The organism is Paenibacillus sp. Z6-24, from assembly GCF_054161335.1.
Genome location: NZ_CP096398.1, coordinates 1,241,167 through 1,262,754, shown reverse-complemented (window position 1 = coordinate 1,262,754; position 21,588 = coordinate 1,241,167). Strand labels below are relative to the sequence as shown.

Sequence of the window (21,588 nt, the reverse complement as noted above, 5' to 3'; positions counted from 1 at the left end):
CATTGTTCATTGTATCAGTAATTCTATCGTTCTAACCGCCCTGGAGTGAATATATATTGTCTATTCCTCTCGTGTACGGACAGACAGGGATATACTCCGGACCAGCCGGACTATATCCCTGTGTATGTGTATGTTCTCACGATGCTGTCTTAGCCGCCGCTATCGGTACTGGTTGCTTTGCTGGTCTCAATATTTTTCAGATGTTGCTCGTAGGTCTTGGCAAACAGATGACTGCCGGAACCATCCTTTTTGGTTACATAATACAGATATTCCGACGTCTTGGGTTCCAGTGCGGCCCGGATCGCATCAATCCCCGGATTGGCAATCGGTCCTGGTGGAAGTCCTTCCTTCAGGTACGTATTGTACGGGCTGTCAATCTCCAGATCGGAGTACAGCAGACGCGATTTTTGCTTGCCCAGTGCGTATTGGACGGTGGCATCAATTTGGAGTCTCATGTTCTGTTTCAGACGGTTATCGATTACACCGGCGACTTCAGCGCGTTCCTCCGGTACGACGACCTCACGCTCCACCAGAGAGGCCTCGGTCAGCAGCTCATGCAATGACAATTTGCGCGTTTTGAGCTTGGCATCGAGATCGTCGATACTGTTCAGGTTAGTGCGTGTACCCGCCAGCATATTGGCAATCACATCTTCTTCGGTACTCTCAATCGGAAGATTGTAAGTGGCCGGGAACAGATAACCTTCCAGCGGATGAAGAATGCCTTTACCGGTCGGTACATTCCATTCACGTGCCTGCTTGAACCCGGACGGATCATCGACCAGTGCCATAAACCTGGCACGATCCACAAACCCTTCACCACTCAGTTTGTCGGCAATCTGGGTTACCGTATATCCTTCCGGGATGGTAAACTTCATCGTCTTCGGAACGATGACTTCTGCGTTGTTCAGCTTGGTAATGATCTGTTCGTATGTCATTCCTGGTGTGAATTCATAATCGCCTGCCTTGAACTGACTGCCCTGGCTGTTCATTTTCAGATACAGCCTGAATGCAGTCGCATTCCGGATCAATCCTTTCTCTTCCAGCTGATCGGCCAGCACCTCGCTGGACGCCCCCTGTTCGAGTGTATAAGCAACCGGCTGCTCTGACGCATCCGTTGGCTGCATCGCACGCCAGCCGTATACTGCTATTCCCACAACAATAATGATAACGATCAAAAACAGACAACCTAATCTTCCAGCCCGCCTACGCAATGGATATAACATCTCCTTTTACAGCCAAAAAGAGCGGAAAGATTCCGCTCTTTTCAGGTAAGTACATGAGTTGAGCACTTCACAGGAATACGTGTTGTAACCAGCCGTGATTAATCTTCAAACGGTAATGTCAGTTCGTCATACAGCTCGGCTACATCTTCCCATTCATCGTCATCATCGATCGTTACCAGCTCTGGACGTCCTTCAGTGGAGTCGATAATTTTGAGAATATCAACTTCATCCTCCGGCAGGCCTGTGTCTTTTTGCAGTACAGCATAAGCACCGGTCTCCGTCTCAAACTCGCTGATTAGACGATAAACTGTTGTCTGGCCCTGCTCATCGGTCAATTCGATCAGCACACCATAGGCTTCCAGCAGTCTTGTTGTTAACTTGACGCTACTCGCAGAAAGATCGCTCATCGGTTTATTCACCATCCAATTCAGCAACTAATGTATTGAACGTTTCTTCAACAATCTGCCATTCCGCTTCATCTTCAATGATGTAGAGTTTCAGATCGTCTTCTTCCTCTTCATAACGGAACGCATATACTTCGTCGGTATCGTCCTCTGTGGCTTCCATAGGCACGACCATCATATATTTGGCGTCCGAACCGTCGACTTCGAATTTCATGATGACTTCAAATTCCTCTTCGTTACCCTCATCATCAGGAATGTAAATAATTTCTGGTTCGTCCTCAAGCAAATTTTGATCCTTCGCCATATTAACCACCCTCACCTTTTACTTTTAGAATCCAAGTAATTTTGTAGTATCAAGCTTGCGGCCATCTTGTCGACGACCTGCTTGCGTTTCTTGCGACTTACATCAGCCTCAATCAATGTGCGCTCGGCTGACATTGTTGTAAGCCTCTCATCCCATAGGTGAACAGGCAGCTGCACAGATTCCCGAAGGTGTTCTGCAAAATCGACACATAGTTGACCACGTGGACCAATGGAACCGTTCATGTTTTTGGGAAGACCCACGACAATCTCGGTGATCTCATGCTCCCGTATAAGCTCGGCAATTCGTTCGTCTACAGCCGGGTTGCGCTGACGGTCGATGACCTCGACTCCCTGAGCGGTCCAGCCGAATGCGTCACTGACAGCGACACCGATCCGGCGGTCTCCGTAATCCAGTCCTAATATTTTCATTGCTTACGCTCCGCTTCTACCGATGACTGGCCAGGTAGGAACGGACCAGTTCTTCTATTAATTCATCCCGCTCTTTCTTTCCGATCAGGCTTCGCGCATTGTTATGACGGGGAATATAAGCGGGGTCCCCCGAAATGAGATAGCCGACAATCTGATTAATCGGATTGTACTCCTTCTCGACCAGTGCATCGTACACGGTGAGTAGTATTTCCTGTGAGGAGGTCTCCTGCTCATCACCCTTCACACTAAACTTGACCGTTTTGTCCATGGAGTCCACTCGCTGACACCTCGCTTTTCGGAAAAAGTGTTTGCTCACACGCTTCCTCAAAATGGAATCCCCTGATGTTCATGTTGATTCTTTCTCATCATAACACAACAAGGGATATACGAGAAATATTTACGCTAAAACAAATCAAAAAGTTACAATTTTTTAAAAGACTGGGTGGAAAATTCCAGCCGTTATGTGCGTCAAGCGCTGCGGAAAGGGATAGGGCACGTCCTCCGGTGGAGCACAGGAATCTTTGGAGTAGGTGGAAATGAAGATTCCTGTGCTCCAATGTCGTCCTTTGCCCTATTCCCTTGCCTCCGCTCTGTGCTTGTTTCATACATCCCACGTCTGATCTCCAAACCGATTTTTAAATTGAATTGTGGGTGGAGTACGCAAAATGAGCAAAAGTAATAGTTAGTTTTGATCCTGAAGCTTACAAATTAGACCGATGCAACGTGTTTCTTGGCTGCTTCGAGTGCTTCGTTCAGCTTGGATGCGTCTTTACCACCGGCCTGGGCCATGTCCGGACGTCCGCCGCCGCCGCCGCCGCAGATCGCTGCGACTTCTTTGACGAGCTTGCCGGCATGCAGACCGCGGTCGATACCGGATTTTGGTACGACGACGACAAAGTTTACTTTATCATCGATCGCTGCGCCCAGTACGAGTACAGCTTCAGGAAGTTTGCCTTTGAGTTCATCGGCCAGGCCGCGCAGGGCGTCCATACTGGATACGTGTACTTCGGTCGCCAGCAGCTGGGTGTCACCGATCATTTCAGCTTTGTCTGTCAATTGTCCCGCTTCGATCAGGCTCAGCTTGCTTTGCAGGGATTCGTTCTCACGGCTCAGCTCACGCAGCTGCTGGTTCAGCGCTTCTACACGTTTTGGCACGTCATGTACATTGGATTTCAGCTGTACAGCGGCCTGCTTGAGCAGATCCAGCTGGCTGTCCAGGAACATGTAGGCCAGACGTCCGGTTACCGCTTCGATCCGGCGTACGCCTGAACCGATACCGCTCTCGGATACGATTTTGAACAGACCGATCTGGGACGTGTTCAGTACATGGCAGCCGCCGCACAGCTCAATGCTGTAATCGCCGATTTTGACCACGCGTACGATATCGCCGTATTTCTCGCCGAACAGTGCCATTGCGCCCAGTTCTTTGGCTTCGTCAATACCCATGTAGTTGATTTCCACGTCCAGTGCTTTCCAGATTTCCTGGTTGACACGGCGTTCCACATCCGCCAGTTCTTCCGGTGTGATGCTGCTGAAGTGGGAGAAGTCAAAGCGCAGACGCTCTGCTTCGACCAGGGAACCTGCCTGGTTGGCATGGTTGCCAAGCACTTCCTTGAGCGCTTTGTGCATCAGGTGAGTGGCGGTATGGTTTTTGATAATATCATTACGGTTCGGTGCATCGACCTGGGCGGTAACGACATCACCGACAGCCAGTTCGCCGGAGCTTACGGTTACGATATGAACCGACTGTCCGCGTGGTGCCTTAAACAGTGTTTCAACCGAAGCTTCCACCTTGTCGCTGATCAGCAGACCAAGATCGCTTACCTGACCGCCGCTCTCTGCGTAGAAAGGTGTCACATCCAGAACGACCTGTACCGATTCGCCTGCGCCTGCATTTTCCACAAAAGCATCGTCCTTAATAATCGCTGCCACTGTGGATTGTACAGTCAGCTGCTCGTAGCCGATAAATTCGCTCTTGCCTTCAAAGTCGGACAGTACGCCGCCCTGTACTTTCATGCTGCCGCTGTCCTGACGGGCTGCACGTGCACGGGTACGCTGCTCTTCCATCGATGCATCAAAGCCAGCTCGGTCAACGGTCAATCCGTTCTCCAGTGCATAGTCTTCGGTCAGATCGAACGGGAAACCGTACGTATCATACAGTTTGAATGCATCGGCGCCGCTGATCACGTTTTGTCCCTGCTGCTTGGCCTGCTCAGCCAGTTCAGCCAGAATATTCAGACCGTCAGACAGCGTCTCGTGGAAGCGTTCTTCCTCGGTACGGATGATTTTCTCGATATATTCGCGCTGCTCGACAATGGTTGGATAGTACATACCCATCACATCGCCAACCGTTTTTACGAGGCTGAACAGGAACGGTTTGTCCAGACCGATTACTTTTCCGTAACGAACGGCACGGCGCAGCAGACGGCGGATGACATAACCGCGTCCTTCATTGGAAGGCAGTACGCCATCACCAACAGCGAAAGTTACCGTACGCACATGGTCGGCAATGACTTTGAGTGCGACATCGGTCTCTTCATTTTGCTTGTAGGTTACGCCTGCGATTTGAGCCGTTTCCTGGATCATCGGCTGGAACAAGTCGGTGTCGAAGTTGGAATCCACGTTCTGGATAATGGATGCAAAACGCTCCAGACCTGCACCTGTATCGATATTTTTGTTAGGCAGCGGAGTGTAGCTGCCGTCTTTGTTATGGTTAAACTGGGAGAATACGAGGTTCCATACTTCCAGGAAACGCTCGTTCTCGCCGCCCGGGTACATTTCCGGATCATTCGGGTCCAGCTTGCCGTAGGCATCGCCACGATCGTAGAAAATCTCGGTACACGGTCCGCAAGGGCCTTCACCAATATCCCAGAAGTTCTCTTCCAGCTTGATGATGCGCTCTGCAGGCAGACCGATCTTCTCGTTCCACAGTTTGAATGCTTCTTCATCTTCCGGGTATACGGTTACGGACAGACGCTCCGGATCAAAGCCGATCCATTCTTTGCCTGTCAGGAACTCCCATGCCCAGGTAATCGCTTCTTCCTTGAAATAATCGCCAATGGAGAAGTTACCCAGCATTTCGAAAAACGTGTGGTGACGGCGGGTTTTGCCGACGTTTTCAATATCATTGGTACGAATACATTTCTGCGAGTTGGTAATACGCGGATTTTCCGGTTTGACACGACCGTCAAAATACGCTTTCAGTGGAGCCATACCGGCGTTGATCCACAACAGAGATGGATCGTTGTTTGGCACGAGCGGTGCACTCGGCTCAACGTTATGTCCTTTGCTTTCAAAAAAAGCGAGCCATTTGGAACGAATTTCACTTGCTTTCATAAGTAATGAGCCTCCTTGGGGGTATGGACAGCATTTCGCAAAATGCTATGTAACAGCCTTAAAATCTAAAAAACGCCCCTGTCAAAGATCAGGGACGGTATTCTTGTATTCCGTACAGCGGTGTATCCCTGCAACCCTTTTTTATTATGCAAAGGCTGGTGAACAACAGGCATTAACCCACTGTATATCCAAATCACACAAATTACTGGCATTATCCGGGATTTCACGGCTTTTCAACAACCTATATCAGTATATCCAGCGTGCGAAAGTCTGTCAATCGTACAGCGCACCGCTGCGCCTGCGATGACAGTGATTTGTCTATGTCTGCCATCCCTGCTGCAAAAAGGCCTCCGGCCGATCCACTGTACATCGTTATTGAGGTACGCGATCTGCCGGGGCCTGTGTCATCAGCCTGCTGCTATATAAAGGGTATGTATTCTGCTAAGACTGTATGGTTACCGACCAACACCTGTACATACCATCATGTGTAAATGTTCACGAGGACATCTGCGCATGGGCAGATGCAGCCACCGGCTTCTCGATGAACAGATCGTCCAGCGAACTGAGCGTGCCATCCTCTTCCACCTGATACACTGACATTTTACCGCCGTTAACGGTCAGTTCAATGAAGCAGCCCCAGCAATAAAACTGATGGGAGCCGATCTTGCCGATATCTTTGGAACTACAGTTTGGACATTTCACTCCGCGCTCACCCTATCCGTCTAAAAGTTTGGGCAGTTGACCCATCCTTTGACGCTTGTCCTGATCTTCTCACACCGCAAAATACAAAGGTATCCTGTGTCTGCTTTAATTAATCAGAATTAACCGTCGATACAGCATCAACTGCAAATCAAAGGCATTCCTCCAACCGCTGATCACTGGCCATCGGCGCCATTATGGCGCTTTCACCAAAAGCGATCTGACTGCTGACAGGAAGCCATTTTCTGCCGCCAATTAAATCCGAGATAAAACCGTCACTGATTTCGATCCCGGTAATGCTTTTACCCAGTTCCGGATTAAAGTAAACATCCGAGACATACCCCAGTCTGGCACCATCGCTGGTCAGGACGGGCATATCCTTGATTTTGTTGTCTCCAAGAAGAAATGTATGCTTAATATCGTCAGCCGCCACCTGGCGCACTGCCTGTTGATTACGAATCATAATAGCGTCCTCGCCATAGGAGACAATATCTTCCCATATGACCGTACGGACCTGCAGTGAAAATAACCCTTTGCCTTCCAGCTCAAATCCCTGGACAGACCAGTCTTCCCCTAAGATGAAATCATGAATCTTGCCAAGCTGTTTGCCATCCTCGATATCAAATACGGCAAGCCCGATCATTCCTTGCATCTTCAACACTGGCAGGACCTCCTTATCGCACAAATTGCGCAGGTACGGAAATACATTCCTTCCTGCCCGGCTTGTTGGCGTCGTCTGACCTCTTCCCTCCCTTAGTCACCACACAGGGGAGCCCTGATCATCGTCTACGTACGCGTTGCAAAATGGTTGCAATTTTATGAGCGGTGCGCTCTATTTCTTCCCTAGTATTACCCAATCCAAAGCTGAAGCGAATCGCCGAATGCAGTACATTTTCAGGAAGCTGCATTGCCTGGAGCACATGGGAGATTTCCAGTGATCCGGAAGTGCAGGCCGATCCGCTCGCTGCAGCAATATGCTCCATATCCAGGTTCATCAGCATTGTCTCGCTGGTCACGCCAGGGAAGCTGATATTCAGAATATGCGGCAGGGAGCCTGACAGCGGTGTATTGACCACAAATGTGTCGGCGCCCGCTTCCTGTTCCAGGGTGTCGATCATGAGCTGACGCAGCCCGGTGAGCTGCTCCATGCGGCCTTCCAGCTGCTCTGTCGCCAGTTCGACCGCTTTGCCGAATCCGGCGATTCCGGCCAGATTCTCCGTACCGGCGCGGCGCTTGCGTTCCTGCAGTCCGCCATGCAGCAGCGGCTCCAGCTTGGTGCCCTGGCGTACATATAATGCGCCGATTCCCTGCGGACCATTGATTTTGTGGGAGGAGAGGCTGATCAGATCGACCGGCAGCTCGCTGCAGTGGATCGGTACAGCACCCAGTGCCTGAACCGCATCGGTGTGAAATACGACGCCGTGCTGCTGTGCGATCATGCCGATCTCGTGGATTGGCTGCAGAGTGCCGACTTCGTTATTGCCGAACATAATGCTGATCAGAATCGTATCCGGGCGAATAGCCACCTGTACGTCTTCGGGATTCACGCGTCCTGTGGCATCCACCGGCAGATAGGTCACTTCATAACCGCGGCTCTCCAGCGCCTCGCAGGCGTGCAGCACGGCATGATGCTCGATCTGTGAAGTGATGATATGGCGGCCTTTTTCCTTCAGCGCTTCGGCGGTTCCGAACAGTGCCATATTGTCGCTCTCGGTGCCGCCAGCGGTGAAGACCAGTTCATTCGGATGACAGCCGAGAGAGGCAGCGATGCTGTCACGCGCATTGCTCACGATCCGCTTGGCCGCACGTCCAAAGGAATGCACACTGGACGCATTGCCGTGAGTACCGGTCATTACCTGCATCATTGCCTCCGCTACCTGTGGATGAATCGGCGTGGATGCGGCATGGTCAAGATAAATGGATTTCATAATAGAGTCACCTGAACTTTCATGGGAATGGGAGATATGGACAGACATTTCAATATATATCAATTCAACAAATAGTCATCTGGATAGTTGGCAGCACAACGACAAAAAACGGAAGGGGCGGCTCTTCTGCCAATGTACCCTTCCGCGATCCGTTATGCTACTGCTGCCGGATGCACGAAAGCGGCTATGAATCACGCTCCGGTGCATCCGGCAGGGTATGTCGTTACCGGTCAGGATATGACTGGCTTTAGATGTAGAACATGTAGTTGTCTTCCTGTCCCTGCTCGCGATAGCTGATCAGGTCCTGCAGGGTCGTGGAATCGATCACTCCCGCGATCGCATCCCGAATCTGCATCCACAGATGGCGTTTGGCCGCTACATCTTCATCGGTAAAGTCAACGACGGAGATGGGACCTTCCAGTACGCGGATGACCTCGCCTGCCGTGATCTGCTCCGGCTCGCGGGACAGAATATAGCCGCCGTAGGCACCGCGGATACTTTTGACCAGACCGGCATTGCGCAGCGGTGCGATCAATTGCTCCAGATAGTGCTCGGACAGCTGGTTTTTCTCGGCGATGCTTTTGAGGGAAGTCGGTCCTTCGCCAAAACGGCCGGCCAGCTCCATCATAATTGTCAGACCATAACGTCCTTTGGTTGAAATTTTCATAAAAACACCTCATCTTTGATTTGACCAAAATCACGAAAGATTATTGCTTTATTTAGTAAGAGGAATTATAATTAGCAGTTGCATATCCGTTACGCACTTTCAATAATTCAGTGTATTCCGATCTTTATTCTTAACTATCGTAACATAGATATGCAGGGTATGGGAAATAATTCATTATTCGAGGTTTAACGACATATAGAGCTGTCCGGGAGACAGCCGAATTCTTTTATCAGGGAAGTGATCAGCCATGACCAAAGCAATATCAGACACACGTGTCGTCGTCGGCATGTCCGGCGGTGTGGATTCTTCTGTCACCGCGCTGCTGCTCAAGGAGCAGGGTTACGACGTAATCGGCATTTTTATGAAAAACTGGGATGACACCGACGAGTTCGGCAATTGTACCGCCGAGGATGACGCGGAAGACGTACGCCGCGTATGCGAGCAGATCGGTATTCCCTATTATACGGTGAACTTTGAAAAGGAATACTTTGACAAAGTATTCTCCTACTTCCTCGATGAGTACAAGCGCGGACGGACGCCGAATCCGGACGTCATGTGCAACCGTGAAATCAAGTTCGGGGAATTCCTGAACAAGGCGCTGGATCTGGGTGCGGATTATGTGGCCACAGGTCACTATGCGCGTGTCATTGAAGAAAACGGACAGTACAAACTGCTCCGCGGTGTAGACAACAACAAGGATCAAACGTACTTCCTCAATGCACTCAGCCAGCAGCAGCTGTCCAAAGCGATGTTCCCGATCGGCCATCTGCCGAAGCCGGAAGTACGCCGGATCGCTGCCGAAGCCAATCTGTACACAGCCAAGAAAAAAGACAGCACCGGTGTCTGCTTTATCGGTGAACGCAATTTCCGTGAATTCCTGAGCAACTATCTGCCAGCCAAATCCGGCGAGATGGTCGATATCGCCACCGGTGAAGTCAAAGGCAGACATGACGGTCTGATGTACTATACGCTCGGACAGCGCCAGGGACTCGGTATCGGCGGTTCCGGCAACGGTAACCCATGGTTCGTCGCCGATAAGGATCTGGAGAAAAATATCCTTTACGTCGTGCAGGGCGATGCTCATCCAAGTCTCTACTCGACCGGCCTGATCGCTTCCGGTGTCAACTGGATCGACGGAACGGTTCCGGCAGCAGGCACAACTGTGAAATGCACCGCCAAGTTCCGCTATCGTCAGCCGGACCAGGGTGTAACACTGACCTGGCAGGAAGACGGTAATGTGCATGTACAATTCGATGTACAGCAAAAAGCCATTACACCGGGACAGGCTGTTGTCTTTTATGACAGTGAGACCTGCCTTGGCGGCGGTACGATTGATGTCGTTGAGAAAGTGCCTTATGAGGCATTGGTATAATTTTTATATATATCGCTGTTCATCCACTCGAATAGGGCTTGTCAGCGTATAGGTTTATAACCTCATCCATTTTCTTCCTGTTTTATCGTTTGGCATGGTAACAGACCGTGTAAAAACACAATAGGGAGAATAATGGTTGACGGTTGATTAGAATGAGCTTTATGCATATGCTTGGAATATACAGCGCTCCCTGCTGATAAGGTCTCTGGCTTTAGAGACCCTGCACAGGGGCGCTTTTTTTATTCTCCGCTTCTCATATTTAGAGGCAACTTTTAGTTCCAGCCTTTTAAAAGCTGTTTTTAAGAGACATCTTCACAATCACATCTTTGTGCATATTTCCATCTTTTTTGTAAAAGTATGCCAAACATCGCTTGTTCTGCTGCCATGTCCTCTCCCTTCCGGTTCACCCGCATTTGTTCTCATCTTCAGTATTTTATCTACAGGAGGAGTCCTACTATGCCCAGTGCTACGATTTGTGCGATGCAAGGAAGAGAAATATTCGATTCACGCGGTAATCCTACACTTGAGGTTGATGTGCTGCTTGGTGATGGCACTTGGGGCAGAGCGGCTGTGCCGTCCGGTGCATCCACCGGTGAGCATGAAGCGGTCGAGCTGCGCGACGGAGGCAAACGTCTGGGCGGCAAAGGGGTACGCCAGGCGGTTCAGCATGTCAATGAGACTCTGTCCGAAGCGCTAAAAGGACACTCACCATTCGATCAGGCTGCTGTCGATCAGGTGATGATTGAGCTGGATGGCACACCGAACAAATCCAGACTCGGCGCTAATACGATTCTGGGCGTATCGATGGCGGTATGCCGTGCGGCGGCGCAATCGCAGCGAATGCCTCTTTACCGGTATCTGGGCGGTGTAGACAGTGAGCTGCCGCTGCCTTTTTTCAATATTATTAATGGCGGCAAGCACGCAGAGACAGGCATTGCGATGCAGGAGTTTATGATTACACCGGTAGGTTCCACGCATTTCCGGGAAGGGATGGAACGGGTGGTGGAGACGTATCATATGCTCGGTTCGCTGCTGTCTGCCCGCGGCTTGGCTACTTCTGTCGGCGACGAAGGCGGTTTCGCGCCACAGCTCGGCTCCAGCGAAGAAGCGGTCAAGCTGATGGTCGAAGCGATTGAACAGGCCGGTTATGAGCCTGGCAAGGAGATCGCGATTGCGCTGGACCCGGCAGCCAGTGAATTTTACCGGGATGGAGTCTATCATTTTGAAGGGAATCAATGGGACAGCGGCCAGATGAGCGATTACTATGAGCAGCTGATTGGCAGCTATCCGATTATCTCTATCGAAGACGGCATGTCGGAAAAGGATGAGACCGGATGGCAGGCGATGACCCAGCGGCTCGGACAAAGGGTTCAGCTGGTGGGAGATGATATTTTCGTGACCAATCCGGCGATTTTCCGTGAAGGTATCCGCAAGCATATTGGCAACTGCATTCTCATCAAGCCCAATCAGATCGGCACCGTATCCCAGTCCATGGAAGCGATCAAAATGGCCCGGATGGCCGGTTACACGACAATGATCTCCCACCGCTCCGGCGAGACGGAAGATACATTTATTGCCGACTTTGCGACCGGCATGAGTGCAGGCCAGGTTAAGACCGGCGCGGTTGCCCGTACCGAGGGAGTAGCCAAGTATAACCAGTTTCTGCGGATTGAAGAAGAGCTGAGCAAGTATGCTCGGATGGCTCCTTTTGTCTATCCAGGGCAGTAAGCGGCAAGGAGGCAGATGGGATGATCCGACCAGATCGTCTCACCTGCAATCCTATTCCCTTTAATACGAAAAACAGCTTCCTCTCCCGGCAGGAATGAGGAAGCTGTTGTATGATGTATGCTATGATGCCTGAACCACTACCTTTTATAAATATAGATGACCAAGCATAAGCCCCAGACCGGCCAGCACAATGCCGCATACATAGGATAAGCCCAGATAGCTGAACAGGGTCGTATGTTTCTGCTGCAGATGCAGTTCAATATTTTCCAGCTTGAACGTGGAAAAGGTGGTAAAGCTGCCCATGAATCCGGTACCGATCAGCAGCTGGATATGCTGGTCTGCTCCCGAACCGACCAGCATTCCGAGCAGAAACGAACCTGCACTATTAATCAGAAATGTCGCCAGCGGGAAATTCATCGGCCATCTGCGCTTCATCCAGTTGGACAAAAGCAGCCGCGCCAGCACACCCAATACCGCTCCACCCGCGACCAGCAAAATGTTAATGAACATGCGGCGCCTCCCTGCGTGACAGCCATCGTTCACTCAGGTAAAACCCAAGCCGCGAAGCCATGAGTCCGCCCAGCAGGCTGGCGATCACATACAGCGCGGCCAGTCCATACCACTGTTTCTCGATCATCTGGATACTCTCCACACTGAACGTCGAAAATGTGGTAAATGAACCGACAAATCCGGTGCCCATCGCAGTGATCCATATTGGCGAGACCTGCGGCAGCCGGGACAGATACTTCATAATCACTGCCAGCAAAAAGCATCCTGCCAGATTGATCACCAGCGTCGCCACCGGAAAGCCATGATTCGGGATCAGCACACTAATCAGATAGCGGCATACCGCTCCGAGTACGCCAAATACAGCTACAAGTACATACAGCATCATTTCATTCCCCTTTTCCATAAAAAATGACTCCTACCTGAACAGAACCGGCTCACATCGCGGCTCAACAGGTAGGAGTCATCAGCTGATTGAAATTACAGCGGTTAACGGTGAACTCCATCACCGATTCAGTTATTTACAATATAGCTCATTCCATGATGAGTGTAAACGCCAATGTGGTCTCCCCCATCATCGGTGAGCTCTGCTCCTGTATGCCTGTATAACATGGTCCCATCGGATTCGGGGGCAATCCTATTAACAGGTATCCGAGACGAATACCGGCAATACAGCAGATAGCGCAATCATACAGCCAGACAGTCAGACCTATGTGGTTCCCCGTCGCCGTTCCTGATTGATCCGGATTTTGGATTCATTGCCCTGATCGGTCGCTTTGTAGAATACACGGCGGGCCAGATTTTTGGGCAGATACTCCTGATCCACATAGTGATTGGGGAAGTTATGTGGATATTTGTAACCTTCGTGGCCGAGCTGGGCGGAGCCTTTGTAATGGGTATCGCGCAGATGCAGCGGCACCTCGGCAGACTTGATCTCGTCCATCGCGGACATGGCCCGGGAGATGGCGGTATAGACGGCATTGGACTTGGGACTCTCGACCGCAAACAGAATCGCCTGCGCAATATTCAGCTTGGCTTCCGGCCAGCCGTTGGTCCGGTAGGCATCCAGTGCGCCGAGCGCCTGCACCATCGCCTGCGGGTTGGCAAGACCGATATCCTCGCTGCTGGCCGCAATCAGGCGGCGGATAAAGGTCATCGGGTCCATGCCCAGCTTCTCGACCGCATACAGGAACCAGAACAGCGCCGCATCGCTGGACCCGCGGATACTTTTATGAAAAGCGGACAATACGTCATACTGGGTCGATTCATCCGCTCGTACGGTAGGACGGCGGATCGACTCCTCCGCCACCTCCAGCGTGAGATGAATGGTACCGTCTGCTTCGGGCGGCGTAGTCAATGCGGCCAGCTCCAGTGCATTCAGGGCGCGGCGGATATCACCGTTGGCCATCGAAGCGATATGTTCCAGCGCCGCATCATCCACCTGCAGCTTCATAAAGCCCAGCCCTTTCTGCTCGTCCGCCAGTGCACGGCGCATAGCAATCAGCGAATGTTCCTTGGTCAGCGGCTGCAGCTGGAACAGTGTTGAGCGGCTCATAAGAGCCCCATTGACATAATGAAACGGATTCTCAGTCGTCGCCCCGATAAAAATAATCGTGCCTTTCTCAACCGCCGGAAGCAGCGCGTCCTGACGGGAGCTGTTGAACCGGTGTACCTCATCCAGAAACAGAATTGTCTTGGTGCCATACAACGACTTGTTCGTCTGGGCACGTTCGATCACTTCACGGACTTCCTTGACGGTGGCATCCACGGCGTTGAGACGGACAAATTCACCCTGGGTATGCTTGGAAATGATATGCGCTAGCGTCGTCTTGCCACATCCGGGCGGGCCATACAGGATAATCGAGGTGACCTGATCTGCCTGAATCGCCCGGCGCAGCAGCTTGCCTGGTCCGACAATTTCTTCCTGGCCGATATATTCATCGAGCGACTGCGGACGCATCCGGTCTGCGAGCACGCCCATACCGTCTGCGCCGGCATTGGTATTCTCGTTAAAGGAGAACAAATCCATAAAGGGGTCACATCCTGTCTTTGATTTAGTAGTGTATATAATTCAATCGCTCCGGGAAGAGATTCCATCACGACCTCCGTTTAAGAATGGGAATCCTGAACAACCGCTCGCAGCGGTCAATCTCCCTTCTTAAAGGTCGGTCTAAGATGAAATTCTCTTCCCTTCACTATGTGCTTGGATATACGTTGTGGGTAGGAATGTAGTGAAATCACGCTCAAAGCTACTTTCAGAATAACTTTCTTTCAGTTAAATTCTGCATCGTTGACATTCACATCGCAGCTATACGGATTAGCCTTCAACCTATATATTTTACCACTGAAGCGCATAAATGAAAAAGAAGAGGCTCCAGTGGGAACTGGAACCTCTTGACCCGTAAGTCCGGATAGAGAAATAGTATAAAAACTGATCTGTATTGCAGATTATTCTGTTGCTGCGTCGTCAGCTTCGGCAGTGACATAATCCGGCAGCTCTTCTCCGTGCAGCAGCCACAGTTCGTGAAGGGCACGGGTGCAGCCAACGTAGAGCAGCTTGGCATCCCAGGAGTCGCTTCGGTAATGGTCGGTGTCCACATCGGTGACGATGACAGCGTCGAACTCCAGTCCTTTGGACAGGTAGACCGGCAGGATGGAATGGCCGCCCTGGTAGGTCGCTTTGCCTCCGTCGATCAGGTGGATGTCCAGACCGGCGGCGGTCAGCTGTTCATGCAGCTCCCGTGCTTCACGCAATGTGCGCGTCAGGATCGCTGTAGTGCGATATTCCTTGGCCTGCAGCTGTTGCCAGTGCTCGATCATGACATCGGTTCGGTTATCAACCGGGCAAGGCAGAAGACGGACCGGATCACCGCTGCGGAAGACCGGTACGGCCGTAATGCCGTTACGTACACCGCGCTCCAGAATGATATTGGCAAATTCGATAATCTCCATCGTCGACCGGTAGCTTCGAGTCAGCGGGAAATAATCGGTATTTTCCACTGGGAACAGACTGCTCATTTCTTCCCAGGCATGAACGCCGCGGTAGGCATGAATGCCCTGCGACAGATCGCCCAGAATGGTAAAGGAACTGCCGCGTACGTATTGATTGAGCAGGGCTACATGAAACGGCGAGAAGTCCTGCGCTTCATCAATGACCACATGGTCAAACCGGCGGCTTCCGTCCATCTCGTTCAGCAGGGTATGAATATAGACGAGCGCCGGCAGATCCTCATCGGTAATCCGGTCTTTTTTGAGCTCGGCGGATACACTTTTGAGGATAGGCGCCGGAATCTGCTCCCACACTGCAGCGAGGCTGTCTGCATTGCCGGTGATTTTGCCGGTTTTGAACAGCTGTTTGTAGAGTGCCAGCGGTTCATATTTGGGCCATTTGTTGGCATACGATTTCTCGCGCTGTCCCGCTTTTTTCTTGCGTTCCTTGCGGATCGCTTCCGAGGGAGCTTTTTTGAGCTTCATCTCGACCCAACGATGAATACGGGCAATGACCCGCTCCTTGCGCTTGGCGAGCGGATAGTGACGATATTCATTGCTAAACCAGTCCATAATCTCGGCCCGGGTCAGTACAGCGCCATCCCATGGGCTGAAGTCCATATCCGGCACGGCCGTATTTTCCAGCAGCTCGACAAACTGCCGCACCAGATCCATAAAGGCAATCGAGCCCTTGAACCGGGAAGGCGTCTCTTCGCTGACTTCCGGCCGGTCCGGTGATTCGAACCAGTATTCATACGTCTCCGAGACAGGCACGAGCCGGATATCGCTCTCCAGAATGCTCTGTGCCCAGTCGGCAAATGTACTCTGCTGGATATCGCCGACACCCAGCTCCGGCAGCACTTCCGAGATATAATCGAGGAACATATTATTCGGTGCAAAAATAATCATTTTCTCTGCAGATACCTGCTCCTGATACTGATACAGCAGGAAGGCGAGCCGGTGCAGGGCAACCGTCGTCTTGCCGCTGCCGGCAACGCCCTGGATGACCAGTGCGGTATTTTTGACCGCACGGATGATCCGGTCCTGCTCTGCCTGAATCGTGGAGACGATATCCCGCAGTTTGTTGTCTTTATTTTCCCCCAGCCGGTAGACGAGGAATTCATCGGTAACGACAGGCTCGGTGCTCTCCCGGTCGTATGTATCCGCGAGCCGCTCCAGGAGTCGTTGCCGGATTACAATATTGCGCTTCAGATAGACAAGGCCCTGAATCAGTCCTTCCGGAGATTCATACTCTGCCATCTCTTCCCCGCCGGTAAAGGAATAAAACAGGCTGGCAATCGGTGCGCGCCAGTCCACAACGAGCGGCTGGTCATCAATCTCCGATTTGCCGACGCCCACTTTGCCGATATAGAGCGGCTGACGTGCACCGCTGCCATTTTCCGCAAAATCAAGCCGTCCAAAATAAGGTTCACGTGCGCTTTTTGCCAGAGTCTGACGCTGCTGTTCACGACCGGCTTCCAGTACCTGTTCGGTAAAGTCGTGTCCGGTATAGACGGGAAATTGCCGCAGCCTGTTCAGCTGTGCATCGACCTCATCCAGTGTGTGCTGCAGCTTGTCCTTCTCTTCTTGATAGGCACTTTGAAAATCCTTTTCCAATTTCAGTTACCTCCTAAGAATTGCTTTAGTCTCTTTGTCCGGCAATAACAAGCAAAGAGCACACCAGGCATCCCCACAGCCGATATGGCGAGGTTCTGCCTGATGTACTCTTGTATGTTAGCGCTTCTGTTTATAGTTTTTACCATGAACAAAGGAATTTTAATATATCACAGCAGGAATGGAAATGCCAGCAGAAATACATATCAACCCGCGGGTCCTGTGCATTCCCTCATTCGGTACACTGCCAGTTTATCCCTACAGCAGTGCATTCACGACAAAGTTGGCCAGGAACAGCACAGCGATTCCGTACAGAATCTTCGGCACTTCCCTGCCTTTGCCCTGGGCCAGCTTGACGATCGGATAGGCGATAAATCCAAACGCCATGCCATCCACAATGCTGTATGTGAACGGAATCATGACGATGATCAGAAATGCAGGGAACGATTCGGCAAAATTGCTGAACTTGATCTCCTGGATCGCCTGCGTCATCATCGCCCCGATTACGATCAGCACCGGTGCCAGCGCACTGTCGGGAATATAGCCAAGCCATGGGATAAAGAAAAATGTCGCTCCGAACAGCACCGCTGTGATCAGCGGCGTGATGCCTGTGCGTCCACCGGCTGCGATACCGGCAGTCGATTCGGCAGCCGCCACCGTCGGACTGGAACCGATCACACCGGCCAGAATGTTGGAGATGGACAGTGCCCGCAGGCTGCCCTTGAACGTCTCTGGACGCTTGGCCATATCGGTCTGCGCACCGATCAGGCCGATATTTTCAAATACAAGAATCAGCAGCAGCAGGAACACCGCGATCCAGAACGGCAGACGTACCAATCCCTCCAGCGTAAAGGCGCCAAATACCGATGAATACGCCGACAGTACACTGCCTTCGCCAATATCTGCCGCACTGCCCACACCAAGCAGATGCGCCATAATCGTTCCAAACAGAATACTGATCAGCAGTCCGCCCGGCACATTGCGGATCACGAGCACTACAGCGACCACCAGTGTAAGACAGGAGACGATGACCGGCGGATCATTAAAATGACCGATGGCGACAAATGTCGTCTGGTGCGCAATCACAATCCCGCTTTTTTGCAGACCGACAAAGGTCAGGAACAGGCCGATCCCGACCGTGATGCCCAGCTGCAGAATCGCCGGTATCGCTTGGCTGATAATCCGGTGCAGCGAAGTAAACGCGACGATCGCAAACAGCAGACCGCTCACCGTAACGACCATCAGCGCTTCCTGCCAGCTGAGTCCCATCGACCTTACAAGCGTATAGGTGAAAAAAGCATTGACCCCCATGCCTGGCACGACGATAATCGGCGACTTGCCGAGAAAGGCAATCACCAGACAGCTGACGATGGAAATGAGCAGCGTCGCCGCCATTCCCGCCTTGAGCGGTATACCCGCGTCAGACAGAATCGTGGCATTGACCAGCACGATATAGACGACGGCAAAATAAGCTACCACACCGGCCAGTATTTCTTTACGCAGCACATCACGAGCCGGCATAAAGCCCAGCATCCGCTGTAACTTTTCACGCATCATATAACTCCCTCTCTCTTATGATTAGCTTCGAATCATTTCCAATCAAAAAGCGTGCCTTCCGCGAATGGACAGGCACGCTTCAATAACCTGGGGCAGCGGACCAATCCGACTACCGGAAAATTAAAATTAAATTTCAATTCCGTGCTTGGCAAGCATCTCTTTGACAACCACACTTACCATAATCAAGCCGGCCACTGGCGGCACAAAAGCATTACTTGCCGGCGGCTGCTGGGCTTTGCGGATTTCCGGTGCATTGTCGGGAACGATCTTCTCGGTCACATCCTGACGCGGCTTTTTCGGCTGCTCGGTGGAGAAGACGACTTTGACCCCTTTATGAATACCATCCTTGCGCAGCTTGGTACGCACGACACGGGCGATCGGGTCCATATGCGTTTTGGAAATATCGGCGACCTGGAACAGCGTCGGATCCACTTTGTTGGCAGCACCCATGCTGGAGATGATCGGAATTTTGCGTCTCAGGCATTCCTTGATCAGATGCACCTTATAGATAATCGTATCCGAAGCATCCACCACATAATCGAGATCGTATTTGAACAGTTCCTCATACGTCTCTTCGGTGTAAAACATATTGAGCGCGATCGCTTCACATTCCGGATTGATCAGCTTGACCCGATCGACCATCAGATCCGCTTTTTTCTGTCCCACTGTAGTGGTCAAGGCATGAATCTGCCGGTTGATATTGGTAATATCAACGACATCCTTGTCGATCAGAATGATTTTGCCGACACCGGTACGGGCCAGTGCTTCGACGGCGATCGAACCGACGCCGCCGATGCCGAGCACAGCGACGGTGCTATTTTTCATCACTTCAATACCTTCCGGTCCAAAAGCCAGCTCGGTACGTGAAAATTGGTTCAACATCCTTATTCGCTCCTTTCATTTTCTGTACTGTGTTTCGTGCTCTACACAAAACAACTGCTGCAAATGGTGCATCACACCTTTGCAGCAGAAGATGATTCTGGTGATCGTGCTTAATGGGTATTTACCCGCCTCAGTTTTTATCTACCACTGGCTTTGGCGGTGCCAGACGGATATGCAGCTGGTCGAGCTGTGCTCCATCTACCGGTGCCGGAGCGTTCATCAGCAGATCGGTAGCGCTCGCCGTTTTCGGGAAAGCGATCGTCTCACGCAGGTTCGTGCGTCCTGCCAGCAGCATGATCAGACGGTCCAGACCGAAGGCGATACCGCCGTGTGGAGGCGTACCGTATTCGAATGCATCCATCAGATAACCAAACTGTTCGCGTGCCAGTTCTGGTGTGAATCCAAGCATTTCGAACATTTTCTCCTGCAGTTCGCGCTTGTAGATACGCTGGGAACCGCCGCCTACTTCGTAACCGTTCAGAACGATATCGTACGCCTGGGCACGGATTTTGCCCGGATCGGTGTTGAACAGTTCCAGATCTTCCTCGTAAGGACGTGTGAACGGATGATGCTCGGCCACATAACGTTTGGCGTCTTCGTCGTAACCGAACAGCGGGAAGTCTACGACCCATGCAAATTTGTATACATTGTCGTCGATCAGACCGAGATCACGGCCGATTTTCACACGCATTGCGCCGAGTACATCCGCAACCACCTGTTTGGTATCTGCGGAGAACAGCAGCAGATCGCCTTCTTCGGCATTGGTCGTTTCGCGGATTTGCTGGATTTCGCCTTCGCTCAGGAATTTGACGATAGGACCTTTGAATTCGCCATCCTTGATCTGGATCCATGCCAGACCTTTGGCGCCATAACGCTTCGCATACGGCTCCAGACTGTCGATTTCCTTACGTGTCCATGTACCGCAGCCTTTGGCGTTCAGTACTTTGACTTCGCCGCCTTTTTCGATTACGGATGCGAATACTTTGGCACCGCTGCCTGCCACGATATGGCTGACATTTACCAGTTCCAGCCCGAAGCGCAGATCCGGTTTGTCCGAACCGTATTTGTCCATCGCTTCCGCATGGGTAATGCGCTGGAACGGTACAGGGATATCCACATTGATCGTTTCCTTGAACAGCTTGACCATCAGCTGCTCCATCATGCCCAGCAGCTCGTCACGATCCATGAAGGCAGTCTCGATATCGACCTGAGTGAATTCCGGCTGACGGTCGGAACGAAGATCCTCATCACGGAAACAACGGGCGATCTGGTAGTAACGCTCCAGTCCGCTCACCATCAGCAGCTGCTTGTAGATCTGCGGAGATTGCGGCAGCGCGTAGAACTCACCTTCATGCACACGGCTTGGTACGAGATAGTCACGGGCACCTTCCGGCGTACTCTTGGTCAGAATCGGTGTCTCTACATCGATAAATCCATTCTCATCCAGGAAGTCACGGAAAATTTTGGTCGCTTTGGAGCGCAGCATCAATGTTTTTTGCATTTCCGGACGACGCAGATCCAGATAACGATATTTCAGACGCAGGGATTCATCTACTTCCACACCATCTTCAATAAAGAATGGGGGTGTCTTCGCTGCGTTCATGACTTCGATTTCGGTAATGCGTACTTCAATATCACCATTTTCCATATTCGGGTTGATCGTCTCTTCTTCGCGGCGTACCACTTCACCTTTGACAGCCAGTACGTATTCACTGCGTACACGGTCTGCTACCTGCAGTGCATCTCCGGAGAATGATGGGTTAAATACGATCTGTACCAATCCGCTGCGGTCGCGCAGATCAATAAACAGTACGCCCCCCAGGTCACGGCGGGTCTGTACCCATCCGTTCAGTGTTACTGTCTCGCCGATGTTCGCAGCGGTCAATTGGCCGCATTTGTGAGTCCTTAACATATTATAGTCTCCTTTAATTATCGATAATGAAATATAGGG

19 protein-coding genes and 1 riboswitch are annotated in these 21,588 nt (G+C 51.5%); of the genes, 2 read left to right on the top strand and 17 right to left on the bottom strand.

Going from position 1 to position 21,588, the window contains the following annotated elements; all coding sequences use genetic code 11:
- Nucleotides 1–149: 149 nt before the first annotated feature.
- The 10 genes from mltG to cymR form a co-directional block, all read right to left on the bottom strand.
- Nucleotides 150–1,124 (bottom strand): endolytic transglycosylase MltG, encoded by a 975-nt coding sequence (gene mltG, locus M1D61_RS05690; protein ID WP_458122418.1) that lies wholly within the window; start codon nt 1,122–1,124, stop codon nt 150–152.
- 197 nt (nt 1,125–1,321) lie between these two features.
- Nucleotides 1,322–1,630, bottom strand: a complete 309-nt coding sequence (locus M1D61_RS05685) for a DUF1292 domain-containing protein (RefSeq protein WP_458121498.1) — start codon at nt 1,628–1,630, stop codon at nt 1,322–1,324.
- Between the two features lie 4 nt (nt 1,631–1,634).
- Entirely contained in the window at nt 1,635–1,931 is a 297-nt protein-coding gene (locus M1D61_RS05680) for a DUF1292 domain-containing protein (protein WP_017813467.1), read from the bottom strand.
- Nucleotides 1,932–1,942: 11 nt separating this feature from the next.
- The gene (ruvX, locus tag M1D61_RS05675; protein WP_458121497.1) at nt 1,943–2,359 is read right to left on the bottom strand and encodes a Holliday junction resolvase RuvX; all 417 of its coding nucleotides are present in this window, start codon (nt 2,357–2,359) and stop codon (nt 1,943–1,945) included.
- 16 nt (nt 2,360–2,375) lie between these two features.
- Complete coding sequence (locus M1D61_RS05670) at nt 2,376–2,636, bottom strand: IreB family regulatory phosphoprotein (RefSeq protein ID WP_046213411.1); 261 nt, start codon at nt 2,634–2,636, stop codon at nt 2,376–2,378.
- Between the two features lie 431 nt (nt 2,637–3,067).
- Entirely contained in the window at nt 3,068–5,695 is a 2,628-nt protein-coding gene (gene alaS, locus M1D61_RS05665; RefSeq protein ID WP_458121496.1) for an alanine--tRNA ligase, read from the bottom strand.
- A 495-nt stretch (nt 5,696–6,190) separates the two neighbouring features.
- Nucleotides 6,191–6,397, bottom strand: coding sequence for a hypothetical protein (locus tag M1D61_RS05660; RefSeq protein ID WP_017813463.1), 207 nt, complete (start codon nt 6,395–6,397; stop codon nt 6,191–6,193).
- 148 nt (nt 6,398–6,545) lie between these two features.
- The gene (locus M1D61_RS05655; RefSeq protein ID WP_458122417.1) at nt 6,546–7,052 is read right to left on the bottom strand and encodes a PRC-barrel domain-containing protein; all 507 of its coding nucleotides are present in this window, start codon (nt 7,050–7,052) and stop codon (nt 6,546–6,548) included.
- A gap of 121 nt (nt 7,053–7,173) precedes the next feature.
- Entirely contained in the window at nt 7,174–8,322 is a 1,149-nt protein-coding gene (locus M1D61_RS05650) for a cysteine desulfurase family protein (RefSeq protein ID WP_458121495.1), read from the bottom strand.
- A 247-nt stretch (nt 8,323–8,569) separates the two neighbouring features.
- Nucleotides 8,570–8,989 carry a cysteine metabolism transcriptional regulator CymR gene (cymR, locus tag M1D61_RS05645; protein ID WP_046213407.1) on the bottom strand — a complete coding sequence of 140 codons (420 nt, stop codon included), beginning with the start codon at nt 8,987–8,989 and terminating at the stop codon, nt 8,570–8,572.
- A 247-nt stretch (nt 8,990–9,236) separates the two neighbouring features.
- Here cymR and mnmA point away from each other — a divergent pair, with 247 nt between their 5' ends.
- Together mnmA and eno are read left to right on the top strand one after the other, a co-directional pair.
- The gene (mnmA, locus tag M1D61_RS05640; RefSeq protein WP_458121494.1) at nt 9,237–10,361 is read left to right on the top strand and encodes a tRNA 2-thiouridine(34) synthase MnmA; all 1,125 of its coding nucleotides are present in this window, start codon (nt 9,237–9,239) and stop codon (nt 10,359–10,361) included.
- Between the two features lie 456 nt (nt 10,362–10,817).
- Entirely contained in the window at nt 10,818–12,089 is a 1,272-nt protein-coding gene (gene eno, locus M1D61_RS05635; protein ID WP_458121493.1) for a phosphopyruvate hydratase, read from the top strand.
- Nucleotides 12,090–12,233: 144 nt separating this feature from the next.
- Here the strand turns inward: eno and crcB (M1D61_RS05630) are convergent, their stop codons facing one another.
- The 7 genes from crcB (M1D61_RS05630) to aspS all read right to left on the bottom strand — a co-directional run bounded on the left by crcB (M1D61_RS05630) (nt 12,234) and on the right by aspS (nt 21,549).
- Entirely contained in the window at nt 12,234–12,599 is a 366-nt protein-coding gene (gene crcB, locus M1D61_RS05630; RefSeq protein WP_458121492.1) for a fluoride efflux transporter CrcB, read from the bottom strand.
- Nucleotides 12,589–12,981, bottom strand: a complete 393-nt coding sequence (gene crcB / locus M1D61_RS05625; RefSeq protein WP_458122416.1) for a fluoride efflux transporter CrcB — start codon at nt 12,979–12,981, stop codon at nt 12,589–12,591. Before crcB (M1D61_RS05625) ends, crcB (M1D61_RS05630) begins: the two co-directional genes overlap by 11 nt.
- A gap of 65 nt (nt 12,982–13,046) precedes the next feature.
- Nucleotides 13,047–13,115, bottom strand: a riboswitch (Fluoride riboswitch).
- Nucleotides 13,116–13,305: 190 nt separating this feature from the next.
- Nucleotides 13,306–14,625, bottom strand: coding sequence for a replication-associated recombination protein A (locus M1D61_RS05620; RefSeq protein ID WP_046213402.1), 1,320 nt, complete (start codon nt 14,623–14,625; stop codon nt 13,306–13,308).
- 419 nt (nt 14,626–15,044) lie between these two features.
- The gene (locus M1D61_RS05615) at nt 15,045–17,201 is read right to left on the bottom strand and encodes a HelD family protein (RefSeq protein ID WP_458121491.1); all 2,157 of its coding nucleotides are present in this window, start codon (nt 17,199–17,201) and stop codon (nt 15,045–15,047) included.
- A 255-nt stretch (nt 17,202–17,456) separates the two neighbouring features.
- Nucleotides 17,457–18,752, bottom strand: a complete 1,296-nt coding sequence (locus M1D61_RS05610; protein ID WP_458122415.1) for an NCS2 family permease — start codon at nt 18,750–18,752, stop codon at nt 17,457–17,459.
- A 129-nt stretch (nt 18,753–18,881) separates the two neighbouring features.
- Entirely contained in the window at nt 18,882–19,637 is a 756-nt protein-coding gene (locus tag M1D61_RS05605; protein WP_046213399.1) for a tRNA threonylcarbamoyladenosine dehydratase, read from the bottom strand.
- Between the two features lie 130 nt (nt 19,638–19,767).
- On the bottom strand, nt 19,768–21,549 hold the full coding sequence (aspS, locus tag M1D61_RS05600; protein WP_046213398.1) for an aspartate--tRNA ligase: 1,782 nt from the start codon (nt 21,547–21,549) through the stop codon (nt 19,768–19,770).
- Nucleotides 21,550–21,588: the final 39 nt, after the last annotated feature.

Excerpts from the sequence above, each read along its gene's own strand:
- mltG (WP_458122418.1), bottom strand. The coding sequence starts at position 1,124 with ATGCAGCCAACGGATGCGTCAGAGCAGCCGGTTGCTTATACACTCGAA.
- M1D61_RS05685 (WP_458121498.1), bottom strand. The coding sequence starts at position 1,630 with ATGAGCGATCTTTCTGCGAGTAGCGTCAAGTTAACAACAAGACTGCTG.
- M1D61_RS05680 (WP_017813467.1), bottom strand. The coding sequence starts at position 1,931 with ATGGCGAAGGATCAAAATTTGCTTGAGGACGAACCAGAAATTATTTAC.
- ruvX (WP_458121497.1), bottom strand. The coding sequence starts at position 2,359 with ATGAAAATATTAGGACTGGATTACGGAGACCGCCGGATCGGTGTCGCT.
- alaS (WP_458121496.1), bottom strand. The coding sequence starts at position 5,695 with ATGAAAGCAAGTGAAATTCGTTCCAAATGGCTCGCTTTTTTTGAAAGC.
- M1D61_RS05650 (WP_458121495.1), bottom strand. The coding sequence starts at position 8,322 with ATGAAATCCATTTATCTTGACCATGCCGCATCCACGCCGATTCATCCA.
- cymR (WP_046213407.1), bottom strand. The coding sequence starts at position 8,989 with ATGAAAATTTCAACCAAAGGACGTTATGGTCTGACAATTATGATGGAG.
- mnmA (WP_458121494.1), top strand. The coding sequence starts at position 9,237 with ATGACCAAAGCAATATCAGACACACGTGTCGTCGTCGGCATGTCCGGC.
- eno (WP_458121493.1), top strand. The coding sequence starts at position 10,818 with ATGCCCAGTGCTACGATTTGTGCGATGCAAGGAAGAGAAATATTCGAT.
- crcB (WP_458121492.1), bottom strand. The coding sequence starts at position 12,599 with ATGTTCATTAACATTTTGCTGGTCGCGGGTGGAGCGGTATTGGGTGTG.
- crcB (WP_458122416.1), bottom strand. The coding sequence starts at position 12,981 with ATGCTGTATGTACTTGTAGCTGTATTTGGCGTACTCGGAGCGGTATGC.
- M1D61_RS05620 (WP_046213402.1), bottom strand. The coding sequence starts at position 14,625 with ATGGATTTGTTCTCCTTTAACGAGAATACCAATGCCGGCGCAGACGGT.
- M1D61_RS05610 (WP_458122415.1), bottom strand. The coding sequence starts at position 18,752 with ATGCGTGAAAAGTTACAGCGGATGCTGGGCTTTATGCCGGCTCGTGAT.
- M1D61_RS05605 (WP_046213399.1), bottom strand. The coding sequence starts at position 19,637 with ATGTTGAACCAATTTTCACGTACCGAGCTGGCTTTTGGACCGGAAGGT.
- aspS (WP_046213398.1), bottom strand. The coding sequence starts at position 21,549 with ATGTTAAGGACTCACAAATGCGGCCAATTGACCGCTGCGAACATCGGC.